Annotated in this window: 20 protein-coding genes; 6 read left to right on the forward strand and 14 right to left on the reverse strand. The window is 62.0% G+C overall.

What is annotated here, in order from left to right; genetic code table 11:
* The first annotated feature begins 6 nt into the window (after positions 1-6).
* Complete coding sequence (gene mltB / locus ACPJXG_RS21640) at positions 7-1,152, forward strand: lytic murein transglycosylase B (protein WP_425252300.1); 1,146 nt, start codon at positions 7-9, stop codon at positions 1,150-1,152.
* 438 nt (positions 1,153-1,590) lie between these two features.
* A complete protein-coding gene (locus ACPJXG_RS21645; RefSeq protein WP_034751784.1) occupies positions 1,591-1,923 on the forward strand; it encodes a hypothetical protein in 333 nt (110 codons plus the stop codon).
* Positions 1,924-2,023: 100 nt separating this feature from the next.
* Here ACPJXG_RS21645 and cysM read toward each other — a convergent pair whose 3' ends face one another.
* Positions 2,024-2,926 carry a cysteine synthase CysM gene (cysM, locus tag ACPJXG_RS21650; protein WP_035825682.1) on the reverse strand — a complete coding sequence of 301 codons (903 nt, stop codon included), beginning with the start codon at positions 2,924-2,926 and terminating at the stop codon, positions 2,024-2,026.
* Between the two features lie 252 nt (positions 2,927-3,178).
* Between cysM and ACPJXG_RS21655 the strand changes: the two genes are divergently transcribed.
* The 4 genes from ACPJXG_RS21655 (at position 3,179) to ACPJXG_RS21670 (ending at position 8,498) form a co-directional block, all read left to right on the forward strand.
* The gene (locus ACPJXG_RS21655) at positions 3,179-4,936 is read left to right on the forward strand and encodes an FAD-dependent oxidoreductase (RefSeq protein ID WP_425252301.1); all 1,758 of its coding nucleotides are present in this window, start codon (positions 3,179-3,181) and stop codon (positions 4,934-4,936) included.
* Positions 4,937-5,061: 125 nt separating this feature from the next.
* The gene (locus ACPJXG_RS21660; RefSeq protein WP_425252302.1) at positions 5,062-6,627 is read left to right on the forward strand and encodes a phospholipase D family protein; all 1,566 of its coding nucleotides are present in this window, start codon (positions 5,062-5,064) and stop codon (positions 6,625-6,627) included.
* A gap of 231 nt (positions 6,628-6,858) precedes the next feature.
* Positions 6,859-7,617 (forward strand): PEPxxWA-CTERM sorting domain-containing protein, encoded by a 759-nt coding sequence (locus ACPJXG_RS21665; protein ID WP_425252303.1) that lies wholly within the window; start codon positions 6,859-6,861, stop codon positions 7,615-7,617.
* A gap of 35 nt (positions 7,618-7,652) precedes the next feature.
* Positions 7,653-8,498, forward strand: a complete 846-nt coding sequence (locus ACPJXG_RS21670; protein WP_425252304.1) for a sterol desaturase family protein — start codon at positions 7,653-7,655, stop codon at positions 8,496-8,498.
* A gap of 95 nt (positions 8,499-8,593) precedes the next feature.
* Here the strand turns inward: ACPJXG_RS21670 and ACPJXG_RS21675 are convergent, their stop codons facing one another.
* The 13 genes from ACPJXG_RS21675 to serC form a co-directional block, all read right to left on the reverse strand.
* Positions 8,594-9,298: a ComEA family DNA-binding protein gene (locus ACPJXG_RS21675; RefSeq protein WP_099400961.1), complete on the reverse strand. Its 705-nt coding sequence runs from the start codon at positions 9,296-9,298 to the stop codon at positions 8,594-8,596.
* Between the two features lie 177 nt (positions 9,299-9,475).
* Positions 9,476-10,429 (reverse strand): D-glycero-beta-D-manno-heptose-7-phosphate kinase, encoded by a 954-nt coding sequence (gene rfaE1 / locus ACPJXG_RS21680; RefSeq protein WP_425252305.1) that lies wholly within the window; start codon positions 10,427-10,429, stop codon positions 9,476-9,478.
* Positions 10,426-11,793, reverse strand: coding sequence for a UDP-glucose dehydrogenase family protein (locus tag ACPJXG_RS21685; RefSeq protein WP_425252306.1), 1,368 nt, complete (start codon positions 11,791-11,793; stop codon positions 10,426-10,428). The genes rfaE1 and ACPJXG_RS21685 overlap by 4 nt, the downstream gene beginning before the upstream one ends.
* A gap of 79 nt (positions 11,794-11,872) precedes the next feature.
* Positions 11,873-13,048, reverse strand: a complete 1,176-nt coding sequence (gene lapB, locus ACPJXG_RS21690; RefSeq protein ID WP_035825667.1) for a lipopolysaccharide assembly protein LapB — start codon at positions 13,046-13,048, stop codon at positions 11,873-11,875.
* Between the two features lie 46 nt (positions 13,049-13,094).
* Positions 13,095-13,397, reverse strand: a complete 303-nt coding sequence (locus ACPJXG_RS21695; protein ID WP_077400759.1) for a LapA family protein — start codon at positions 13,395-13,397, stop codon at positions 13,095-13,097.
* 235 nt (positions 13,398-13,632) lie between these two features.
* A complete protein-coding gene (locus ACPJXG_RS21700; RefSeq protein ID WP_008446215.1) occupies positions 13,633-13,938 on the reverse strand; it encodes an integration host factor subunit beta in 306 nt (101 codons plus the stop codon).
* Positions 13,939-13,955: 17 nt separating this feature from the next.
* Positions 13,956-15,668, reverse strand: a complete 1,713-nt coding sequence (gene rpsA, locus ACPJXG_RS21705) for a 30S ribosomal protein S1 (protein WP_071650172.1) — start codon at positions 15,666-15,668, stop codon at positions 13,956-13,958.
* A 118-nt stretch (positions 15,669-15,786) separates the two neighbouring features.
* The gene (cmk, locus tag ACPJXG_RS21710; protein ID WP_425252307.1) at positions 15,787-16,455 is read right to left on the reverse strand and encodes a (d)CMP kinase; all 669 of its coding nucleotides are present in this window, start codon (positions 16,453-16,455) and stop codon (positions 15,787-15,789) included.
* Positions 16,456-16,471: 16 nt separating this feature from the next.
* Positions 16,472-17,827 (reverse strand): 3-phosphoshikimate 1-carboxyvinyltransferase, encoded by a 1,356-nt coding sequence (gene aroA, locus ACPJXG_RS21715; protein ID WP_425252308.1) that lies wholly within the window; start codon positions 17,825-17,827, stop codon positions 16,472-16,474.
* Between the two features lie 18 nt (positions 17,828-17,845).
* Positions 17,846-18,754, reverse strand: coding sequence for a prephenate dehydrogenase (locus ACPJXG_RS21720; RefSeq protein ID WP_425252309.1), 909 nt, complete (start codon positions 18,752-18,754; stop codon positions 17,846-17,848).
* 4 nt (positions 18,755-18,758) lie between these two features.
* Positions 18,759-19,865: a histidinol-phosphate transaminase gene (gene hisC, locus ACPJXG_RS21725; protein WP_425252310.1), complete on the reverse strand. Its 1,107-nt coding sequence runs from the start codon at positions 19,863-19,865 to the stop codon at positions 18,759-18,761.
* Between the two features lie 128 nt (positions 19,866-19,993).
* Positions 19,994-21,064, reverse strand: a complete 1,071-nt coding sequence (pheA, locus tag ACPJXG_RS21730; protein ID WP_425254778.1) for a prephenate dehydratase — start codon at positions 21,062-21,064, stop codon at positions 19,994-19,996.
* A 179-nt stretch (positions 21,065-21,243) separates the two neighbouring features.
* The gene (serC, locus tag ACPJXG_RS21735; RefSeq protein ID WP_425252311.1) at positions 21,244-22,335 is read right to left on the reverse strand and encodes a 3-phosphoserine/phosphohydroxythreonine transaminase; all 1,092 of its coding nucleotides are present in this window, start codon (positions 22,333-22,335) and stop codon (positions 21,244-21,246) included.
* Positions 22,336-22,354: the final 19 nt, after the last annotated feature.

A 22,354-nucleotide genomic window follows, 5' to 3' on the forward strand; every position in this document is an offset into this window, starting at 1 on the left:
CGCTCCTTGTTACCGATCAAATACCCCGCCCTGTCCCTGCTCCTCGCCCTTCCCTTGTGCCTGTCCACCGCGCATGCTGGTGAAAACAGCAATATTTCCGCTGCCGACCGGGCCCGTGCCGTGCGCGCGGCCAAGGCGCCACCCGCCAAGGCAGCCGCCAAAAAAGCACCGGCGAAATTCGACTTCGAAGGCGAATTTGTCGACTATGCCAACTGGAAGGAAGTACGCGCCTTCCTCGATGACATGTCCGCCAAACACGGCTTTAACCGCGCCGAACTCGATGTCCTGATCGGCAAGGTGCGCTATGTCGAGTCGACCGTGCAGCTGATGAAGCCGGCCCCGCCGGGCAAGCCGAAGAACTGGCAAGCGTACAGCGCCCGCTTCATCGAGCCGGTGCGCATCAATGCGGGCGTGAAATTCTGGGAAGAGAATGCGGATGCGCTGGCGCGCGCCGAACGCGAATATGGCGTGCCGGCCGAGATCATCGTCGGCATCATCGGCGTGGAAACTGTCTACGGACGCAACACGGGCCGTTTCCGCGTGCTCGACGCGCTGACCACCCTGGCGTTTTCCTACCCGGAAAGCCCGACGCGCGCCGCGCGCATGGAGTTTTTTAAGGGAGAACTGGAAAACGCGCTGCTGTACGCGCGCAAGGATGGCATCGATCCCTTGACCCTGCTCGGCTCGTATGCGGGCGCCATCGGCCTGCCCCAGTTCATGCCTAGCAGCATCATGAAATATGCGGTGGACTTCGATGGCGATAGTCACATCGACCTGCGCAATTCCACGGCCGACGCCATCGGCAGCGTCGCGCATTTCCTCGTCGAACACGGCTGGCGGCGCGACGATCCGGCCATCAGCACCTATCCCGTCACCGTCTCGGCCAGCCGCGCCTGGGAAAAATTCATCGGCCAGGGCTTGCAAGCGAAGTACCGGCTGGCGGAAATGCAGGAGGCTGGCGTGAGTGCCGGCCCGTCCACACCCCAGAACATGCTGTTTGGCCTGATCGATCTGCAAAATGGTTCAGAAGCAACTGAGTATCACTTGGCAACCAATAACTTCTTTGCTATAACTCAGTACAACAGAAGTTATTTTTATGCCATGTCAGTGATCGACTTGGGCAAGGCCATCAGTCAAGTGCGCGCACGCTAACCGAAAGTCAGTGTAAAGTTATAATATTACTTGTAAGAAAGCGTAAGGGATGTTGAAGCGACCAGAAAACAAGTCTATGGTAGGGCCGATAACATGTGCCAGCCTTGCTCGCCAGCCTTTGTGCGGCACGGAATACGGAAATGGTTTTATACTTAACTTTTGTCAAAGTACAATTTTTGTTCTATCATAGAGCATAATAAAGAATAAATAGGTGTTGCAACAAGACAACACCTATTTTGTACAAAGCAAGATTGCTGGGCTTTCCGGCCTGAAATTGAATCCTGTTGTACAATTGTGTATATATTACGAAAAACTGTATCCCGGATCGTACCGTGTGTGAATTCGTTCCTTTTAGTAAAGAATGAACATGAACGCAGCAAGAGCGAGCTCCGAGTGTTTTTTACTTTGCAGTGCAACTACAGAAGGAACAATAACATCATGACAAACCAAGTCGGCATTGATATGAACAGCGATTCGGACTCCGACGATCTGCTCCAGTACAACCCAAACAGATTGCTCGATACCCTGATCGAAAACCTGCGCCTGAAAAACGACGCAGCCCTGTCCCGCGCGCTGGAAGTAGCGCCGCCAGTCATCAGTAAAATCCGCCACCACCGCCTGCCGGTCGGCGCATCGCTGCTGATCCGCATGCACGAAGTCAGCGACCTGAGCATCCGCGACCTGCGTTACCTGATGGGTGACCGTCGTAACAAATTCCGCATCAGCGACAAGCAATTCAAGCCAAAAGAAGGCGAAACGCCACAAGGCTGATCCTGCCAGTTTCGCAGGTTTTCCCTCCCCGCCATGGGGAGGGGGTATTTCCAGCAGTTCTCAGGCCGTTCTGGCCGACATTATTTTCCCGTATCAACTATCAAGCAGGAAACACGCCGGTCGAGAGATAGCGGTCGCCACGGTCGCACACGACAAACACGATCGTCGCGTTTTCCACCGTTTGCGAGATGCGCAGCGCGATTTCGCACGCGCCGGCTGCCGAGATGCCGCAGAACAAGCCTTCTTCCGCCGCCAGGCTGCGCGCCATGCGTTCAGCCACGCCCTGGCTCACATACTCTACCTGGTCGACGCGCGACTTGTCGTAGATTTTCGGCAGGTACGCTTCCGGCCACTTGCGGATGCCGGGAATCTGCGAACCTTCCTCGGGCTGCGCGCCGATGATCTGGATGGCGGGATTCTGCTCTTTCAAATAGCGCGATACGCCCATGATGGTACCCGTCGTGCCCATGGCGCTGACGAAATGCGTGACCTGGCCATTCGTATCGCGCCAGATTTCCGGCCCCGTGCTTTCATAGTGGGCGCGCGAATTGTCTTCGTTGGCGAACTGATCGAGGATCACGCCACGGCCATCCTTCTGCATCTGCTCGGCCAGGTCGCGCGCATATTCCATGCCGCCCGTCTTCGGCGTCAATAAAATGTCGGCGCCGTAGGCGGCCATGCTCTGGCGGCGCTCCACGCTGAGATTATCCGGCATCAGGAGCAGCATCTTGTAGCCGCGCAAGGCGGCGGCCATGGCCAGCGCGATGCCCGTATTGCCACTGGTCGCCTCGATCAGGGTATCGCCCGGCTTGATGACGCCGCGCTCTTCAGCGCGCTTGAGCATGGACATGGCCGCGCGATCCTTCACGGAGCCGGCTGGATTATTGCCTTCCAGCTTGCCCAGGATGACGTTGTTGCGCGCAAGCGCATCGGCACCCGGCAAGCGCGTCAGCTGCACCAGCGGGGTATTGCCTATCGTATCTTCAAGTGTCTTGTAAGCCATCGTGTCTGTTTGAGTAGGTTCAACAAAGACCCATTCTAATATGAGATGCCGGCCCGCGTATCGCTGATCGGCTCCAGCAGCCGGGCCCGCGCGCGCCCCTTGCTGCGCCGCCACATGCGGCATGGCGCCTGCCGCGCCGCCATTTCCGGGCGTACACAAGGGGTATTGCGGCAGGCGCGCGCCGCATGCGCTAGACTCGTCACTGTTAGTTATTTTTGTTATTTGCTTATTCAGCCTCCGAACGGACTCGCCATGGCCAGCAGCACACCCGAATTCATTCCCGAAACGACGCAGGACGATCCCGTCCAGTTCGCCACGCTCGACTTGCAGGGCCGCAGCCACCAGATCTCGCCCGTCTTCAATGGGCTCGAACTGCAGCGCTTGCAGCGCTATGGCACGCTGCAGCGCTTTGCCGATGGCGATACCCTGTTCGAGGCGGGCAGCAGCAGCTTCGGCATGCTGGTGATACTGTCCGGGCGGGTCAGCATCAAGCGCCACGAAGTGATGGGACAGGCGTCCGTCCTGCGCGAAGTGGGCGTCGGCCACTTCATTGCCGAAGTGGCGCAATTGTCCGGCCGCCCCACCCTCGTCAACGGCAGCGCCGTGGGCGCCGTGGAATTGCTCGACATCAGTTCGGAATCCCTGCGCGCGCTGATCGTGGCCGAGGCGGAGATGGGCGAACGCATCGTGCGCGCCCTGATCCTGCGCCGCGTGGCGCTGATCGAATCGAATTCGGGCGGCCCCGTGCTGGTAGGGCCGCGCGGCAATGGCAATCTGTTCCACCTGCAAAGTTTTCTGTCGAGCAATGGCCATCCGCACACGGTGCTTGATCCGTCCACCGATGCGGCCGCCGCCGCGCTGGCCGAGCGCTACCAGCCTACGCCGCAGGAATGGCCGCTGGTGGTCTGCCCTGACGGCAAGATCATGAAGAATCCCGGCAATGCGGAACTGGGGCGCTGCCTGGGCATGCTGCCCGACTTGTCCGGTGACAAGATTTTTGATGTGCTGGTGGTGGGCGCCGGCCCCGCCGGCCTGGCCACGGCCGTGTATGCAGCCTCCGAAGGCCTCACCGTGCTGGCGCTGGAACAGCGCGCGTACGGCGGCCAGGCGGGCGCCAGCGCGCGCATCGAAAATTACCTGGGTTTTCCCACCGGTATCTCCGGTCGCGCGCTGGCGGGACGCGCCTATGTGCAGGCGCAAAAATTCGGCGTCGAGATCGCCACGCCAGCCAGCGCCGCCAACCTGCTGTGCGATACCTGGCCCCTGCGCGTCAATCTGTGCGACGGCACGCAGGTGCGCGCCCGCACGGTGGTGCTGTCGTGCGGCGCGCGCTACCGCCGCCCCTCGCTGGCCAACCTGAAAACGTATGAGGGACGGGGCGTGTATTACTGGGCCTCGCCCATCGAAGCCAAGCTGTGCCGGCAGGAAGAGATCATCCTCGTTGGCGGCGGCAACTCGGCCGGCCAGGCGGCCGTGTTTCTCTCCGGTCACGCCGCCAAGGTCCACATGGTGATCCGCGGCGAAGGCCTGGCGGCCAGCATGTCGAGCTATTTGATCGAGCGCATCGCCGCCACGCCCAACATCACTTTGCACACGCACACGGAAATCATCGCCCTCGAAGGTGACGACGATGGCTTGACGGAGGTGCGCTGGCGCAACAACCGCACGGGCGAGGAAGCCGCTTGCGCCGTGCGCCGCGTCTTCCTTTTTGTTGGCGCCGATCCGAACACGAACTGGCTGCACGACTGCGCCGTGGCCGTCGATGAACAGGGCTTTATCCGCACGGGCTTCGACGTCACGCGCGCCGAATGCCGCGCCCACGGCCACGCAATCTATCCGCCAGACTTGCCCGACCGGGCCGCGCTGGAAACGAGCGTGCCGGGCGTGTTCGCCATCGGCGACGTGCGCGCCGGTTCCACCAAGCGCGTGGCCGCCGCCGTCGGTGAAGGCGCGGCAGTTGTTTCCCAGATTCACGGCTTCCTGGCGCGGCTGCCAGCCGGCTCCGCCTGAAAATCGTGCATTGTAGAAACTGCTACAATCGGCTGTTGCCATCCAGCTGAAAGAGTCCGCATGCTCCACACCACCCGGCTTTTCCCGCGCCGCAGCATGCCCGCGGTACGCTGACGGTGCGCCGCATGCTCGTCAAATTGCTGCTGCTGGCCACCTTGTTTGCCATGCTCAGCATCGCCGCCCTGTACAGCTACGGGCGCTTCGCCGAGCGCTCGCTGGGCTCGCCTGGCACGGCCTTGCCCGTGGCGATGGATGCCACCCTGCTCGACCGCGTGCTGGCGCCGCAACTGGCGCAACGCCCAGGCCACAGCGGCACGGCGCTGATCGACGATAATCTGGAAGCGTTCGCCCTGCGCGCCCTGAGCGCGCGCGAAGCGGGCCGCAGCCTCGACCTGCAATACTACATCTGGCATAACGACGTCACGGGACGGCTGCTCGGGCGCGAACTGCTGCGTGCGGCCGACCGCGGCGTGCGCGTGCGCGTGTTGCTCGACGATATCAACGCGCGTGGCCAGGATGCCGCCATCCTCGCGCTCGACAGCCACCCGCTGATCGACGTGCGCATGTTTAACCCGGGCCGCAACCGCGACGGCATCTGGTTGCGCGCCACGGAAATGGCCTTGCGCGCCGTCAGCCTGAACCGGCGCATGCACAACAAGGCCTGGATCGTCGACGGCAGGGTCGCCCTCGTCGGCGGACGCAATATCGGCGATGAATATTTCGATGCCGCCGAACAAGTCAATTTCCAGGATGCCGACCTGCTGCTGGTGGGCCCCGCCGTGCAGCAGACGAGCGACATCTTCGACCGTTTCTGGAATAGCCGCGCCGTCATCCCCATCCGCGCTTTGCACGCTGGCAAGGACGCGGGCGCGCCGGAACTGCAGGCCGTGCGCGCCCGCCTCGACGCACTGACGGGCGAACTGGGCGCCTCACCCTACCTGCGGCAACTGACGGATGCGGGCCAGTTGCAAGCCCACCTCGATGGCCGCGTGCGCCTGCACTGGAGCGAAAAAGTACAGGTACTGTCGGATCCGCCGGAAAAAGCCGCGCCAGTAGCCAGTTTGCAGCGCAGCGAGCACTGGCTCATGCACAGTTTACTGCCCCTGCTGACGGAGGCGCGCGCGGAAGCGCTGCTGACTTCGCCATACTTCGTGCCCGGCGCGGCGCTGACGCGGACCCTGGGCGAAAAAGTCGCCGCCGGCGTCCAGGTCCAGGTGCTGACCAACTCGCTGGCCGCCACCGACGTGGCCCTCGTGCATGCGGGCTATGCGCGCTACCGCCAGGCGCTGCTGGTCGGCGGCATCGAACTGTATGAATTGAAGACCCAGCACCGCAAGCGCATCAGCCTGATGGGGTCGAGCCGCGCCAGCCTGCATACCAAGGCCATGGTGGTGGACGGCCAACGGGGCTTCGTCGGCTCCTTCAACCTCGATCCCCGCTCGGCCCAGCTCAATACGGAGATGGGCGTGCTGTTCGACGATGCCGCGCTGGCGAACGACATGCGCGCGCTGTTCCACCATTCGACGGCGAGCGACACCAGCTACCGTTTACTCCTTGACAACGGCGCCCTGCGCTGGTCCGACGCCACCGAAGTACCCGCCAAAGTGTGGACGCACGATCCGGAAGCGGGTATCTGGCGCCGCATGCTGGTGTCCGTGATGCGCTGGCTGCCGATCGAGTCGCAGCTGTAGCCGCACATGGCATGCAAAGACTTTAATCCCGGCAAGATTGCTACCTAAAAATACTTGTTGTTTTCAAGACATGTTAGATGCTGTTTTACCAAACGCTGCTATAATCGCTTCAACGAGACACCACCGCTGTCTCTGCAATACCTTTCTCGCCCCTTCCGCGATTGAATCCAACGTTGGCCAAAAGCTCGCCGACAGACTGCAACACTACCCTGTCACTTTTGGAGCTTTATCATGCGTAACACATCTACTTTGCTGGCCCTGGCCGCCGCTTCCCTGTGCGTCACTGCCGCCCAGGCCGCCACGACCAACCTGGTCAAGAATGGCGATTTCGAACTGACCAGCAACGGCACCTCGAAACAACTGAACGAAGGCACGTACGCCCGCGCGGACCGCACCTACCTGAGCGACTGGTCCAGCAAGGGCTACAACTTCGTCTTGAACGGCAATAACATCGACGACACCAACGCCGCGACGGCGCTGGCCTTGTGGGGCCCGAATTCCTACAGCGGCCGCGGCCCGCAAAACGGCCTGGGCGTCAGTCCTACGGGCGGCAATGTGCTGGCGGCGGACTGGGATTACTTTCCCGGCCCCGTCACGCAGCAGGTGAGCGGCCTCGTCCCCGGCCAAGCCTACACCCTGAGCTTTTCGTATGGCGCTGGCCAGCAAGTGGGTTTCCGCGGCGATAATCCCGTCAATTACTGGGACGTTGCGCTGGGCAACAGCAAGCAGCAGACGGCATCGCTGGCCAACGTCAGCCAGGGCTTCACGGGCTGGCACCAGGCCAGCATGACCTTCACTGCCACGGACAGCAGCGAATTGCTGTCGTTCATGGCCAAGGGCAGCCCAACGGGCGCGCCACCGTTCATGCTGCTCGACGGCGTGTCGCTGGTGTCGGCCGTGCCGGAACCATCGACCTGGGGCATGCTGATCGGCGGCCTGGGGCTGCTCGGTTTCCTAGCGCGCCGCCGCAAGACGGCCATTGCGGCCTGAGACACCAACAATTGGCCATTGCTTGATGGCATAAAATGAGCCTGCTGCACACCTTGCAAACCCACCTGCCCGGCATCGCCATCGATGTGCTGCGCCTGGGCCTGTGGCTGGTGCTGCTGGCCGTGATCTTCGTGCCGCTCGAACGCTTCTTTGGCGAGCGCCACACAGGGCGTTCCCGCACGGAACTGTTCAGCGACCTGGGCTTTTATTTCATCAGCAGCCTGCTGCCGGCCGTCTTGCTGGCCGCGCCGCTGGCCCTCGTCGCCGTCGCTGGCCAGCGCTGGCTGCCGGACGCCATTCCCGCCACCTTGTCCGCCCTGCCCCTGTGGGGCAAGCTCCTGCTGGGCTTGCTGATCGGCGAAGTCGGCACTTACTGGGGACATAGACTCAGCCATGAAATGCCATGGCTGTGGCGCTACCATGCCGTGCACCACAGCACGGAACAGCTGTATTTCCTCGCCAATACGCGCACCCATCCCGTCGACATGGTTGTCACGCGCCTGTTCGGCCTGACACCGCTGTATCTGCTGGGCCTGGCCGGCCCCGGCGCGGCGGGCAGCGCCGCACCTGTGCTCTTGCTGCTGGTCGGCACCGTCTGGGGCTTCTTTATCCACGCCAACCTGCGCTGGCGCTTCGGCCCGCTGGAATGGCTGGTGGCGACGCCCGCCTTCCACCACTGGCACCACAGCAAGGTCGAGCACATCAACCGCAACTACGCCTCGACTTTACCCGTGCTGGACCGGCTGTTCGGCACATATCACTTGCCGCGTACGTGGCCCGCCGCCTGCGGCATCGAGACGCCCATGCCAACGACGCTGGGCGGGCAACTGGCTGCGCCATTCCGGCGCACTGGCAAGCCGGAAGTCGAGGCCACAGAATAAAAAAAACCCGCGCGGCCGGTACCACGCGGGGTTTTCTTCTCGTGCTGCGCGGCACCACCACGCAACACGCCTTACAGCAAACTACAGCAACACGCTTACTTTTTCTCGGCTTCGGCCTTCTTCGCGTCGGCAGCAGCCAGTTTGGCTTCCTTCTTCGCCGCCGCTTCCGCAGCCTTGGCTTCTTTCTTGGCGGCCGTTGCCGCTTTCTTCGCAGCAGCCGCTTCCTTCTTCGTTTCGGCCGCCGTTTTCACGGGGGCGGCATCGGCGGCGGCTGGCGCGGTAGCGGCGGCAGGGACGACCTTGGCGGCGGCGGCTTCTTTCTTGGCGGCGGCAGCGGCGGCCTTGGCTTCTTTCTTGGCAGCAGCAGCTTCCTTCTTCGTTTCAGCGGCTGTCTTGGCTGGCGCCGCAGCGGTGTCGGTCGCAGCAGCTGGCTTCGGTGCGGCTTCTTTCGCTGCAACTTCCTTCACAGCAGTTTCCTTTTTTGCCGGGGCAGCTTTCGCCGCCGGAGCAGGCGCCGCTGGCGCGCCGGACTTGGCCTGGCCATTCACTTGCAAGCCCGCTTCCGACAGCTTCAACGAACTTTTCGGGCCGATGCCCTTCACGCGGGTTTCAAAATCGGCCCAATCCTTGAAGGCGCCGCCCTTGGCGCGTTCATCGATGATGGCTTTCGACGTGACGGGGCCGATGCCCTTGACGCTATCGAGTGCCGCCTGGTCCGCCTTGTTGACATCGACCTGGGCAAAGGCAAAGCCCATCGTCGCGATCAGGGTGGCGATGGCCAGCAGTATTTTTTTGAACATGGATATCTCTCCGTAAGGTGGTTTCAAGATGACTCGAACGCAAAGGAGGAACAGCGCCTTAACGGCTTAACGGCTGGGGCGTGATACGGTTGACAAGACGGGACAGCGGAATGGCAGGAGAACCTGCGCCAGATCAAACGGACCGGCGCAGGCGAGATGCGGCATACAGCGGCATAGTTACTGCGGGAACAGCTCTTCCCGGGTGACGGTGGCCGTGCCCAGCTTGCCGACGACGATGCCGCCGGCGCGATTCGCCGTGCGCACGGCCTCACCCAGGGCCATGCCGGCGCCCAGCATGGCCGCCATGGTGGCGATCACCGTGTCGCCGGCGCCCGAGACGTCGAACACTTCGCGCGCATCGGTCGGCATGTGCAGCACTTCATCGGCCGTGTACAAGCTCATGCCTTCTTCCGAGCGCGTCAGCAGCAAGGCGTCCAGGCCCAGTTGCGCGCGCATCTGTTGCGCGCGTTCCGTGAGTTGCTCTTCCGTATTCCAGTTGCCGATCACGCGGCGCAGTTCCGATTTATTCGGAGTGAGCACTGACGCTCCGGCATAGCGACTGAAATCATCGCCTTTCGGGTCGACCATGACGATCTTGCCGGCAGCCCGGGCCGCCTTGATCATCTCGGCCACGTTCACCAGACTGCCTTTGGCGTAATCGGACAGGACCACCACATCATAGTGCGGCAAGAGGGCATTGAATTGCGCCAGCTTGTCGCGCAACACCGTATCGCTGGGCGCATCCTCGAAGTCGATGCGCAGCATCTGCTGCTGGCGGCCGATCACGCGCAGCTTGATGATGGTGGAAATGGCCGCATCGCGCTGCAGATAGCTGTGGATGCCGCCGCCTTCGAGCAGGCGCTCGACCTGGCTGCCGGCCTCGTCGTCGCCGACCACGCCCAGCAAGCTCGTCTTCGCGCCCAGCGCGGCCGCGTTGCGCGCCACGTTGGCCGCGCCGCCGAGGCGCTCTTCGCGCTTTTCGATGCGCACGATGGGCACCGGCGCTTCCGGCGAAATACGGCTGACGTCGCCAAACCAGTAGCGGTCCAGCATCACATCGCCCACCACCAGCAGGCGTACCTGGGCCAATGCGGCCGGCGCCGTCAAGGCGACCACCTCTTGGGCGCTCATGCGCGCGTCAGGATCGAGCGACCGATCCCGTGGTATTCGATGCCATTCTCGGCCATGACGGCCGGCTCGAACAGGTTGCGCCCGTCAAAGATCACGGCCTGCTTCAGGCGCGCCTTGACCTGCTCGAAGTCGGGGCTGCGGAAAGCTTTCCATTCGGTCACGATGACCAGCGCATCGGCGTCCTGCAGCGCATCTTTCGAACTGTCGGCAAAGCGCACCTTGGCCAATTGCTGCGGCGTCAAGTCCAGCTGCAGCACGCGGCGCGCCTCGGCCATGGCGACGGGATCGTACACGGCCACGGTGGCGCCGCGTCCCAGCAAGTCGGCCAGCAGCACGCGGGCCGACGCTTCGCGCATGTCGTCCGTATTCGGTTTGAAGGCCAGGCCCCACACGGCGAAATGCCGGCCCGTCAGATCTTCGCCGAAGCGAGTGACCACTTTGCGTCCCAGCACCTGCTTCTGCTGGTCGTTGACGGCTTCGACGGCGCGCAGGATCAGCAATTCCTGGCCGTGCCCGCGCGCCGTGCGCTCGAGCGCCTGCACATCTTTCGGGAAGCAGGAACCGCCATAGCCGCAACCCGCGTACAGGAAGCTGTGGCCGATGCGCGGGTCGGAGCCGATGCCGTGGCGCACTGCCTCGATGTCGACGCCCACCTTGTCGGCCAGGTTCGCCAGTTCATTCATGAACGAGATGCGCGTGGCCAGCATGGCGTTGGCCGCATACTTCGTGAATTCGGCCGAGCGCACGTCCATCCAGTAGGTGCGTTCATGGTTGCGGTTGAATGGCGCGTACAGGCTTTTCAGCAATTCGCGCGCGCTCTCTCCGTCCGGCGTGGCGTCGACGCCGATGACGATGCGGTCCGGACGCATGAAGTCTTCGACGGCCGCGCCTTCCTTGAGAAATTCCGGGTTCGAGGCGACCGAGAACGTGGCGGCCACGCCGCGCGCGTCGAGTTCGCCCTGGATGGCGGCGCGCACTTTTTCCGCCGTGCCGACGGGCACGGTCGACTTGTCGACGATGACCTTGAATTCCGTCATGTACTTGCCGATGCCGCGCGCGGCGGCCAGCACGTATTGCAGGTCGGCCGAGCCGTCTTCATCGGGCGGCGTGCCGACGGCGATGAATTGCATTACGCCGTGTGCGGCGGCCGCCTCGACGTCGGTGGAAAAGGTCATGCGGCCGGCGGCGCGGTTGCGCGCCACGACTTCTTCCAGGCCAGGTTCATGGATGGGGATGCCGCCGCTGTTGAGCAAGGCGACCTTCTGTGCGTCCAGGTCGAGGCAAAAGACGTCGTTGCCCAGCTCCGCCAGGCAGGCGCCGGTCACGAGGCCAACATAGCCGGTGCCGATAATAGTGATTTTCATGGATGTACCGTATGGATAAAAAGCAGGTCTTACATAGAAGTACACGCCACATTGCTCAGGACAAGGTGACGTGTACGAATCAGTTCATGACATTGAGTTCTTCTGTGCGGCGTGGTGGGTAAGTCTCCCACTTATTGCAGCCAGGGCAGTGCCAGTAGAACTGGCGCGCCTTGAAGCCGCAGTGGCTGCACTGGTAGCGGGCCAGCTTTTGCGTGTAGCCGTGCACGAGGTTTTTCACCATCGACAGCTCGGACCAGATCGCGGCCGGCGCATCCATCATGCGCGCTTCCAGCAGTTTATCGAGGCCCAGCAGGGTCGGCGTGCGGCGCAGCTCGGCGCTGACCAGCTGCTTCGCCGCTTCTACGCCATCGAGTTCGATGACGGCCTTGAAGACGACTTCGATCAGGTCGATCGACGACGCCTCTTCCAGGTAGGAGCGCAGCAGGTTGACGCCTTCCTGTGGACGGCCCAGCTTGGTGTAGCCATCCATCAGGCGCTGCGCCACCAGGGCCACGTGCGGCACGCTTTGCTGCTCCACGCGGCGCCAGGTGGTCAGCGCGCCTTCCACGTCGCCGCGCGCCAGCAGCACGTCGCCCGTCAGGATGGTGGCGCGCACGCTCTTGCGGTCCGTCTGCAAGGCTTTTTCCAGCAGCGGCATGGCCTCGTCCGGTTTCATGTGCACGAGGGCGTCATGCGCCAGTTCGCAATAGAACTGGGCGATTTCCTTCTGGCGCGCGCCGGCGCCCGATTCCTGCAAGCCCACGGCCGCTTCGATGGCGCGTGGCCATTCCTTTTCGCGCTGGTAGATTTCCAGCAGCGCGCGGCGCGCCTGGGCCGCATATTGCGTGTCGATCAGGCTATTGAAAGTTTCTTCGGCGCGGTCCAGCAGACCCGCCTTCAGGTAATCCATGCCCAGCTCGTAGGCGGCGTGGCCCTGCTGTTCCAGCGGCAGGTCCGGGCGCGCCAGCAAGTTCTGGTGCACGCGGATGGCGCGCTCCGTCTCGCCGCGGCGGCGGAACAGGTTACCCAGCGCAAAGTGCATATCGGCCGATTCCGGGTCCAGCTTGACGACTTCGATGAAGGCGTCGATGGCCTTGTCATGCTGCTCATTGAGCAGGAAGTTCAAGCCCTTGAAATAATTGCGCGGCAGGCTGCGCGATTCGGACACCAGTTGATGAATGTCCACACGCGCGGCAATCCAGCCCAGCGCGAAAAACATCGGGATACCCAAGAGCCACCAGAGTTCAAAATCCATGCGATTGTTTTTATTCGAGTAAGAGAGATAGGAGCGACGGCGGCGCTTACTGCGCGCTCACGCTGTCCGGTTGCGGCTGGACATTGCTGGCCACGCCAACGGTCTGCAGCGCGGCAATGGTGGTTTTTTGCTTGCTCGCTTCGCGGCGGTGACGGAACACGGTCGGCGTCAGGGCCAATACGCCCAGGCTCGCGCCAGCGACAAAAAAGCCCAGCAGCATCAGGACCAGGGGGCCGCGAATTTCATAATTGAGGAAAACATGCAGGTCAACAACCTGCGCATTCTTCAGCGCAAAACTGAAGAACAGGACGAAAAGAACACAGCCAACGATGGTGGAGATGATTTTCATCGATACGTCCAGAAAGTACAAAAAATGCCCGTATGGCACAACCTTGGAATGCCTGACAGAAGCGTAGCGAGCGTCAGTGATTTGTGGCCAAGAAGCGCAACCGTACTTGAGTACGGTGAGCATCGCAGGCCGCAAAGCGCGACGCGCAGTAGCTTATGTCAGGTATTCTCAGCATATTAACAAAAAAAAGCGGCATCCAAGGACGCCGCTCTTTATGTCGCCTTCCAGCAGACGATTAATCCTCGATAATCGGTTGCCCGACCATCGCGTCCACGCGCTCGCGCAACTGTTTGCCCGGTTTGAAGTGGGGCACCCGTTTTTCAGGAACCATCACCTTGTCGCCGGATTTCGGGTTGCGGCCGATGCGCGGGGGCCTGCTGTTCAGGGCAAAACTGCCAAAACCGCGGATCTCGATACGCTGACCGGTCGCCAGGGCGTTGGTCATCGCATCGAGAATGGTCTTGACGGCATACTCCGCATCTTTCGCCACCAGCTGAGAATAACGCTCAGCGAGGCGGTTGATCAGCTCGGACTTTGTCATCTGCCGTATCCGCAGTCTTAGTTCTTGTTATCGAACTTAGCTTTCAACAAGGCGCCCAGGCTGGTGGTGCCCGAAGCTGCGTTGTTGTCGGTAGCTGCCATCTTCTGCATGGCTTCCTGGGTTTCAACGTTGTCTTTCGCTTTGATCGACAGTTGGATACCACGGGCTTTGCGGTCGATGTTCAACACCATAGCTTCGACGGTGTCGCCGACTTTCAGGTGCGTACCAGCATCTTCAACGCGGTCGCGCGAGATTTCGGAAGCGCGCAGGTAGCCTTCAACTTCTTCGGACAGTTGGATCACGGCGCCTTTAGGCTCAACCGATTTAACGGTACCGGTTACCAGCGAGCCTTTGTCGTTCATGGCTGCGAAGTTGTTGAATGGGTCACCTTCCAGTTGCTTGACGCCCAGGGAAACGCGCTCGCGCTCAACGTCGATGGCCAGAACGATGGCTTCCAGTTCGTCACCTTTCTTGAAGCGACGCACAGCTTCTTCGCCGGTTTCGGTCCAGGACAGGTCGGACAGGTGCACCAGACCGTCGATGTTGCCGGCCAGGCCGATGAACACGCCGAAGTCGGTGATCGATTTGATCGCGCCGCGGACTTTGTCACCTTTCTTATGGGTAACACCGAAGTCGTCCCATGGATTGGCTTTGCACTGTTTCATGCCCAGCGAAATACGACGACGCTCTTCGTCGATTTCCAGAACCATCACTTCTACTTCGTCGCCCAGTTGGACAACTTTGTTAGGAGCAACGTTTTTGTTCGTCCAGTCCATTTCGGAAACGTGTACCAGACCTTCGATACCCTGTTCCACTTCAACGAATGCGCCGTAGTCGGTCAGGTTCGTTACTTTACCGAACAGACGGGTGCTTTGTGGGTAACGACGGGACAGACCGGTCCAAGGATCGTCGCCCAGTTGTTTCACGCCCAGCGAAACACGGTTTTTCTCTTGATCGTATTTCAGGACTTTGGCGGTGATTTCCTGGCCAACCGTCAGTACTTCCGACGGGTGACGTACACGGCGCCATGCCAGGTCGGTGATGTGCAGCAGGCCATCGATACCGCCCAGATCCACGAACGCGCCGTAGTCGGTGATATTTTTGACGACGCCGGTCACGACCGTGCCTTCTTTCAGCGTTTCCATCAGTTTCTGACGCTCTTCGCCCATCGAAGCTTCGATGACGGCGCGGCGGGACAGAACCACGTTGTTACGCTTGCGATCCAGCTTGATCACTTTGAATTCGAGGGTTTTGCCTTCGAATGGGGTCGTGTCTTTGACAGGACGGGTATCAACCAGCGAACCCGGCAGGAACGCGCGGATGCCGTTGGTCAACACGGTCAGACCGCCTTTGACTTTACCATTGACGGTACCGACGACGATTTCGCCCGATTCCATCGCTTTTTCCAGAGCCAGCCACGAAGCCAGACGCTTGGCTTTATCGCGCGACAGGATGGTATCGCCGAAACCGTTTTCCAGCGATTCGATCGCCACGGAAACGAAGTCACCAACTTTGACTTCCAGTTCGCCGTGGTCGTTCTTGAATTCTTCGACAGGGATGAATGCTTCGGATTTGAGGCCGGCGTTCACGATCACGAAATTGTGGTCGAGGCGCACGACTTCAGCGGAAATAACTTCGCCGGAGCGCATATCTTGACGCGACAACGATTCCTCGAAGAGCGCAGCAAAACTTTCCATACCGGTAGATTCGTTAGTTGTAACAGTAGACATAGGGTTCACACAGGTTATCCAGCAGAGATCGCACGATGCGACTTAAACTGGGTTAGGTTTTTGACACACCCGGACAGGCCAGGAGCCGTCAACGGGCACCACATAGCACAACAACACGCTATTTTGCTGCAGCGGCATACCATTTCAACACGGTTTCGACGGCCTCATCAGCCGTCATTTCCGACGTATCCAGGACATGCGCCCCTTCCGCGGGGACCAGCGGCGCAATCGCACGGTGAGTATCACGTTCGTCCCGCGCCTGCAAATCCATCAGAAGGTCTTCCATATTAGCAGAAAAACCCTTGTCTATCAATTGCTTGTAGCGCCGTTGCGCGCGCGCCTCGACGCTGGCCGTCAGGAACACCTTCAATGGGGCATGCGGGAAGATCACCGTGCCCATGTCGCGCCCGTCGGCCACGAGGCCTGGCGTCTTGCGAAAGCCCAGCTGCAACCCCACAAGCGCATGGCGCACCGTTGGCAATACGGCAATCTTCGACGCCGTATTGCCCACTTCTTCGGCACGGATCTGCTCGCTGACGTTTTCATGCGCCAGCAGGATCTCGCCGCCGGCAAAATGGCAAGGCAGGTGTTCGGCCAGCTTGGCCAGCGCGTGCTCATCGCGCAAGTCCGTGCCGCGGCGCAGCGCGCTCAAGGCCGTCAGGCGGTACAGCGCGCCCGAATCGAGGTAATGAAAGCCCAGCTTGTCGGCCACGCGGTGCGCCACCGTGCCTTTGCCGGAAGCGGTGGGGCCGTCGATGGCGATGACTGGGATGTTGGAGGTCGGCATAGTATTAGGCAATCAATTAAATCAGGGTGTCTTTGGCAATCCCCGCGAATGCGGCGAAATACTCGGGGAAGGTCTTGGCCACGCATTTCGGGTCGTTGATGCGCATCTCGTTGCCGCGGCGCGCGGCGCCATCGAGCGAGGCGAGCGAGAAGCACATGGCCATGCGGTGGTCGTCATATGTGTCGATGGTGGCGGCGGCAATTTCGGCCGGCGGCGTCACGCGCAGGTAGTCCGCGCCCTCTTCCACTTCCGCACCGAGCTTGCGCAACTCCGTGGCCATGGCGGCCAGGCGGTCCGTTTCCTTCACCCGCCAGCTGGCGATATTGCGCAAGGTCGACGTGCCGTCCGCGTACAGGGCGGCCACGGCGATCGTCATGGCCGCGTCGGGAATATGGTTGAAATCCATGTCGACGGCTTTCAATACACCATTCGAACGGGCTTCGATCCAGCTCTCGCCCATGGTGATGGTCGCGCCCATCTGCTGCAAGGCTTCGACGAAACGCACGTCGCCCTGGATGCTGTCGCGCCCCACGCCTTCCACGCGCACGGGACCGCCGCCGATGGCGCCGGCCGCCAGGAAATACGAAGCAGACGACGCATCGCCTTCGACGTGGATCGTGCCCGGGCTTTGGTATTGCTGGCCCGGCTGCACGGTGAACGACTGCCAGCCGTCATGTTCGACCGTCACGCCAAAGCGGCGCATCAGGTTCAGGGTGATCTCGATATATGGCTTCGAAATCAGCTCGCCCGTCACGGCTATGGTGACCGCATGGTCGCGCGCCATCAGCGGCGCCACCATCAGCAAGGCCGTCAGGAACTGGCTCGACACGTTGCCGCGCACGGCGATGCGCTGCGCGTGGATGTGGCCGCGGCGGATGCGCAGCGGCGGGAAGCCCTGCTCGCCCGTGTATTCGATCTGCGTGCCGACGGCGTTCAGCGCGTCGACCAGGTCGCCGATGGGACGCTCGTGCATGCGCGACACGCCATGCAGGGTATAGTCGCCGCCGATCACGGCCAGGGCCGCCGTCAGGGGGCGGATCGCCGTGCCGGCATTACCCATGAACAGGTCCGCCTCGTGGTGCGGGAACACGCCGCCGCAGCCTTCCACGTGGTGCACCTGGTGGGCCGTGGCCGGGTCGCCCGTCAGCTCATCCTGCGTCCATTTGACGCCCAGCGACGTCAAGGCCGTCAGCATGACGAAGGTGTCGTCCGAGGCGAGCAAGTCGATGATCTTCGTCGTGCCCTTGGCCAGCGCGGCCAGCAGCAGCACGCGGTTGGAAATGCTTTTCGAGCCGGGCAGGCGCACCGTGCCCTGGGCGTGCATCACCGGCTTCAGATCGATATGGTGGGGGTAGTGCTTGGTCTGGGTCATGCTGGAATCCTTGAGTATTTATCGTGTGGGCGCGGCCGGTACTTCCGCCGTTTCAATCGCCTCGATCCATTGCTGCCGCGCGTGCTGGGCATTCGCATACACGCCCTCGATGGCGGCGCCGTCGTTCGCGGCCAGGTGGGCGCGCAAGGTCGTCAACTGCGCCAGGTAGGCGTCCAGTTCGTGCAGCAGCGCCGGCTGGTTGGCCAGGCTGATGTCGCGCCACATTTCCGGCGATGAGCCGGCGATGCGCGTAAAGTCGCGAAAGCCGCTGGCCGCGTACTGGAACAGCAGGCCCGCGTGCGGTTTGTTGGCGATGTCGTCGACCAGCGCAAAGGCCAGCAGATGCGGCAGATGGCTGACGGCGGCAAACACCTTGTCATGTTCTTCGGGGCTCAAGGTGTGCAGGATGGCGCCGCAAGCGCGCCAGGCGGCCGCCACCCGCTCCACGTCGTCCGCGGCGTTTTCCGCCAGCGGCGTGAGCACCACTTTCTTGCCCTGATACAGGTCGATGATGGCCGCGTCGGGGCCATTCGTCTCGCGCCCCGCGATCGGGTGGCCGGGCACGAATTGCGCCACCTTGCCACCGAGCGCCGCGCGCGCGGCCGCCACCACGTCGCTTTTCGTGCTGCCCGCATCGGTGACGATGGTGCCGGGCTGCAGATGCGGCGCGATGGACGCCAGGATGGCACCCGTTTGAGCCACAGGCGCGGCCAGCAGCACCAGGTCGGCGCCATGCAAGGCTTGCGCCATGTCGCCGCCGATTTCATCGATGATGCCCAGCTCCAAGGCGCGCGCCATCGAGGCCGACGAGCGGCCCATGCCGACAACCTTGGTCACCGCGCCCGCGTGTTTCAGGGCGCGCGCGAACGAGCCCCCGATCAGGCCCACGCCAAAGATCACTACCTTGTTCAGTGCAGGCGTCGTCATAGCGTCAGGCCAGCGCTTTCGTCAGCGCGGCGATGAAGATGGCGTTTTCCTGCGGCAGGCCGATGGAAATGCGCAGCCATTGCGGCAAGCCGTAGCTGCCCACGGGACGCACGATCACGCCTTGTTTCAGCAACGCCAGGTTCACACGCGCGCCGGCGCCTTCATCGTCGCCCACTTTGACCAGCACGAAATTGCCGTGCGATGGCACGTATTCCAGGCCCAGTTGCGCAAACGCTTCCGTGAACTGCTGGTAGCCGGCCGCGTTGTTGCGCGCGCTTTGCTCAAGGAAATCCTTGTCGTTCAGGGCCGCAATCGCGGCCGCCTGCGCCAGCGAGTTGACGTTGAACGGCTGGCGGATGCGATTCATCAGGTCCGTCAGCACGGGCTGGGCGATGGCGAAGCCGATGCGCAGGCCGGCCAGGCCGTACGCTTTCGACAGGGTGCGCGAGACCACCAGGTTCGGATACTGGCGCACCCACGCCGTCGACTCGTACTGGTCATCGGCCGACAGGAATTCGTTGTAGGCCTCGTCCAGCACGACGACGACATGCGCCGGTACTTTCTTGAGGAAGGCTTCCAGCTGCGCCGCCGTCAGGAAGGTGCCGGTCGGGTTGTTCGGGTTGGCGATGAAAATCAAACGCGTGTCGTCGGCAATCGCCGCCGCCATGGCGTCCAGATCATGACCATAGGCTTGCGCCGGCACGACGAGGTGGCGCGCGCCCAGTCCTTGCGTGGCCAGCGCGTACACGGCGAACGAGTACTGCGAGTACACGACGGATTGGCCATGCTGCACGAATGCGTGCGCGGCGATTTCCAGGATGTCGTTGCTGCCATTGCCCAGGGTGATCCAGTCGGCCGGCACGTCGTAACGTTTGGACAGCACGGCTTTCAAGTCGAAGCCGTTGGCGTCCGGATAGCGGCCCAGGTCATCGATGGCGGCGATCATCGCCTGCTTGGCCGATGCCGGCATGCCGTACGGGTTTTCATTCGACGCCAGCTTGACGATGGCTGCCTCGTCGAGACCGAATTCGCGCGCGACTTCCGCGATTGGTTTGCCGCTCTGGTAAGGGGCGATGGCGCGGACGTATTCTGGACCGATATTTTTAGACATGGTGTTCTTTAAAAGTTGGTGAATGATTAGGCTGGTGGTTTTTGTTGGGTTACGCTGCGCTAACCCAACCTACGGCTTATTGTAGGTCGGATTAGGCCGCAGGCCGTAATCCGACACCACCGTCGGCGTCACAGACTGACCGGATACGACCCCAGCACCTTGAAAAACGCCGCATTGCTCTGCAGCTCGGCCAACGCCTGGGCGACGGCAGCGTCGTGCACATGACCTTCCACGTCGACATAGAAATAATACTCCCAGCTGCCCATGCGCGCCGGGCGCGACTCGAAGCGCGTCATCGACACGCCGTGCTTGGCCAGGGGCGCCAGCAACTGGTACACGGCGCCCGCCTTGTTCGGCACGGCCAGCACCAGCGACGTCTGGTCCTTGCCCGACGGCGCCGTCTGCAAGGTGCCCACGACGGCAAAGCGCGTGCGGTTATGCGGATCGTCCTGGATATGGCCCTTGACCACGCCCAGCTTGTACTGCGCGCCGGCCAGTTCGCTGGCAATCGCCGCCACCGTGCCATCTTCGCCAGCCATGCGGGCCGCTTCGGCGTTCGAGGCGACGGCGTGGCGCGCGACGTTCGGATAATTCTGGTTCAGCCACACCTGGCACTGCGCCAGCGCCTGCGAATGGGCGCAGATGGCGGTGACGCCATCCATGTTGCCGCTCTTCGTCATCAGGCTGTGGTGCACGGCGATCGCCACTTCGCCGCTGATGATGAGGCTAGTCTGCAGCATCATGTCCAGGGTGCGGTTGACGGCGCCTTCCGAGGAATTTTCGATCGGCACGACGCCAAAGTCCGCCGTTCCCGCCTCGGCGGAACGGAATACTTCGTCGATGGACGCGCACGGCAAGCCTTCGACGGCGCTGCCGAACTGTTGATACACGGCCTGTTCGCTGAAGGTGCCGGCCGGGCCAAGGTAGGCCACGGTCACGCGCTTTTCCAGCGAGCGGCAGGACGACATGATTTCGCGGAAGATGGTCTGCACTTCGCGGTCGCCCATGGGGCCGGGATTGCGCTCGGCCACGCCGCGCAGCACCTGCGCTTCGCGCTCGGGGCGAAACACGGGCGCCTGGGTTTCGGCCTTCACGTGGCCCACTTGCTGGGCGATTTGCGCGCGGCGGTTCAGCAGTTCGAGGATTTGCGCGTCGATCGCATCGATCTGTTCGCGCAGCGGTTTCAATTTATCGGTCATGGTGGTTTGTTTCGTCAGCTGTACTTCAATCATGGCCGCGCGGCCTGCGCCGGCGGCGGGCCGGCGCGCTTATTCATGAGAATGCCGGACAAAATGATCAGGGCTAGGCGCGTTGCCGCTGGCAGTACGAATGTACGACAAGGCAATGCAACAACGCCCTGGACTTTTTGGCAGGCATTCTAGCGTCCGGCAAACTCGTTCAGATAATTCACTAAGGCTTGCACACCCTCGATCGGCATCGCGTTATAGATCGATGCACGCATGCCGCCGACGGACTTGTGGCCCTTCAGTTGCAGCAGGCCGCGCTGCTTGGCGCCGGCCAGGAATGCGTCGTTCAGACTTTCGTCGCGCAGATAGAACGGGATGGTCATGCGCGAGCGGTATGCGGGGTCGACCCGGTTCTGATAGAAGTCGTCCGCATCGAGCGCCGCGTACAGCAGCGCCGCTTTCTCAATATTACGCTGTTCCATGGCTGCAACGCCACCCTGGCGTTTGAGCCACTGGAAAACCAGGCCGGCGATATAGATGCCGTAGGTGGGCGGCGTGTTGTACATCGACTCATGTTCGGCCACGATGGTCCAGTCGAAAGCGGACGGGCAGATCGGCAGCGCCTTGCCCAGCAAGTCTTCGCGCACGATGACCAGGGTCAGGCCGGCCGGGCCGATATTTTTCTGCGCGCCGCCGAAAATGACGCCATATTGCGACACGTCGATCACGCGCGACAGAATGTGCGAGGACATGTCGGCCACGATGGTGGTTCCTGCTGGTACGTTCGGCGCCTGCTGGAATTCCACGCCGTCGATGGTTTCATTGGTGCAGATGTGCAGGTAGGCGGCGCCTGGCGTCAGCTTCCATTCGGAGACGTGTGGCACGCCCGTGAAACGGGCGGCCTTGGACGATGCGGCCACGTTGACGTTGGCATACTTGGCCGCTTCCTGGATCGACTTGCCCGACCACGAGCCCGTATGCACGAAATCGACGGTGGCCGGCTGCTGCGCCGCCAGGCCAGCCAGGTTCATCGGAATGATAGCGTTTTCGCCCAGGCCACCGCCCTGCAGGAACAGGATTTTGTAGTTGTCGGGCACGGCCAGCAGCTCGCGCAGGTCGGCCACTGCCTGCTGGTAGATGGAGATGAATTCGGGACCACGGTGGCTCATTTCCATCACCGACATGCCACTGCCATGCCAGTCCTGCATTTCAGAGGCCGCTTGCGCCAGCACTTCCTTGGGCAGGACGGCGGGGCCGGCGGAAAAATTGTAGATATGGGTCACGATACGGTCCTTGGCAAAA

The sequence above is a fragment of the Janthinobacterium sp. NFX145 genome (assembly GCF_049810325.1).
Classification (GTDB): Bacteria; Pseudomonadota; Gammaproteobacteria; order Burkholderiales; family Burkholderiaceae_D; genus Janthinobacterium; species Janthinobacterium rivuli.

Coding starts and splice junctions, on each gene's coding strand:
- ACPJXG_RS21720 (WP_425252309.1), bottom strand. CDS start 18,754: ATGACGACGCCTGCACTGAACAAGGTAGTGATCTTTGGCGTGGGCCTG.
- rpsA (WP_071650172.1), bottom strand. CDS start 15,668: ATGTCTACTGTTACAACTAACGAATCTACCGGTATGGAAAGTTTTGCT.
- ACPJXG_RS21645 (WP_034751784.1), top strand. CDS start 1,591: ATGACAAACCAAGTCGGCATTGATATGAACAGCGATTCGGACTCCGAC.
- cmk (WP_425252307.1), bottom strand. CDS start 16,455: ATGCCGACCTCCAACATCCCAGTCATCGCCATCGACGGCCCCACCGCT.
- ACPJXG_RS21665 (WP_425252303.1), top strand. CDS start 6,859: ATGCGTAACACATCTACTTTGCTGGCCCTGGCCGCCGCTTCCCTGTGC.
- ACPJXG_RS21675 (WP_099400961.1), bottom strand. CDS start 9,298: ATGTTCAAAAAAATACTGCTGGCCATCGCCACCCTGATCGCGACGATG.
- rfaE1 (WP_425252305.1), bottom strand. CDS start 10,429: ATGAGCGCCCAAGAGGTGGTCGCCTTGACGGCGCCGGCCGCATTGGCC.
- lapB (WP_035825667.1), bottom strand. CDS start 13,048: ATGGATTTTGAACTCTGGTGGCTCTTGGGTATCCCGATGTTTTTCGCG.
- cysM (WP_035825682.1), bottom strand. CDS start 2,926: ATGGCTTACAAGACACTTGAAGATACGATAGGCAATACCCCGCTGGTG.
- hisC (WP_425252310.1), bottom strand. CDS start 19,865: ATGTCTAAAAATATCGGTCCAGAATACGTCCGCGCCATCGCCCCTTAC.
- ACPJXG_RS21695 (WP_077400759.1), bottom strand. CDS start 13,397: ATGAAAATCATCTCCACCATCGTTGGCTGTGTTCTTTTCGTCCTGTTC.
- ACPJXG_RS21700 (WP_008446215.1), bottom strand. CDS start 13,938: ATGACAAAGTCCGAGCTGATCAACCGCCTCGCTGAGCGTTATTCTCAG.
- pheA (WP_425254778.1), bottom strand. CDS start 21,064: ATGACCGATAAATTGAAACCGCTGCGCGAACAGATCGATGCGATCGAC.
- ACPJXG_RS21685 (WP_425252306.1), bottom strand. CDS start 11,793: ATGAAAATCACTATTATCGGCACCGGCTATGTTGGCCTCGTGACCGGC.
- ACPJXG_RS21670 (WP_425252304.1), top strand. CDS start 7,653: ATGAGCCTGCTGCACACCTTGCAAACCCACCTGCCCGGCATCGCCATC.
- aroA (WP_425252308.1), bottom strand. CDS start 17,827: ATGACCCAGACCAAGCACTACCCCCACCATATCGATCTGAAGCCGGTG.
- ACPJXG_RS21660 (WP_425252302.1), top strand. CDS start 5,062: ATGCTCGTCAAATTGCTGCTGCTGGCCACCTTGTTTGCCATGCTCAGC.
- ACPJXG_RS21655 (WP_425252301.1), top strand. CDS start 3,179: ATGGCCAGCAGCACACCCGAATTCATTCCCGAAACGACGCAGGACGAT.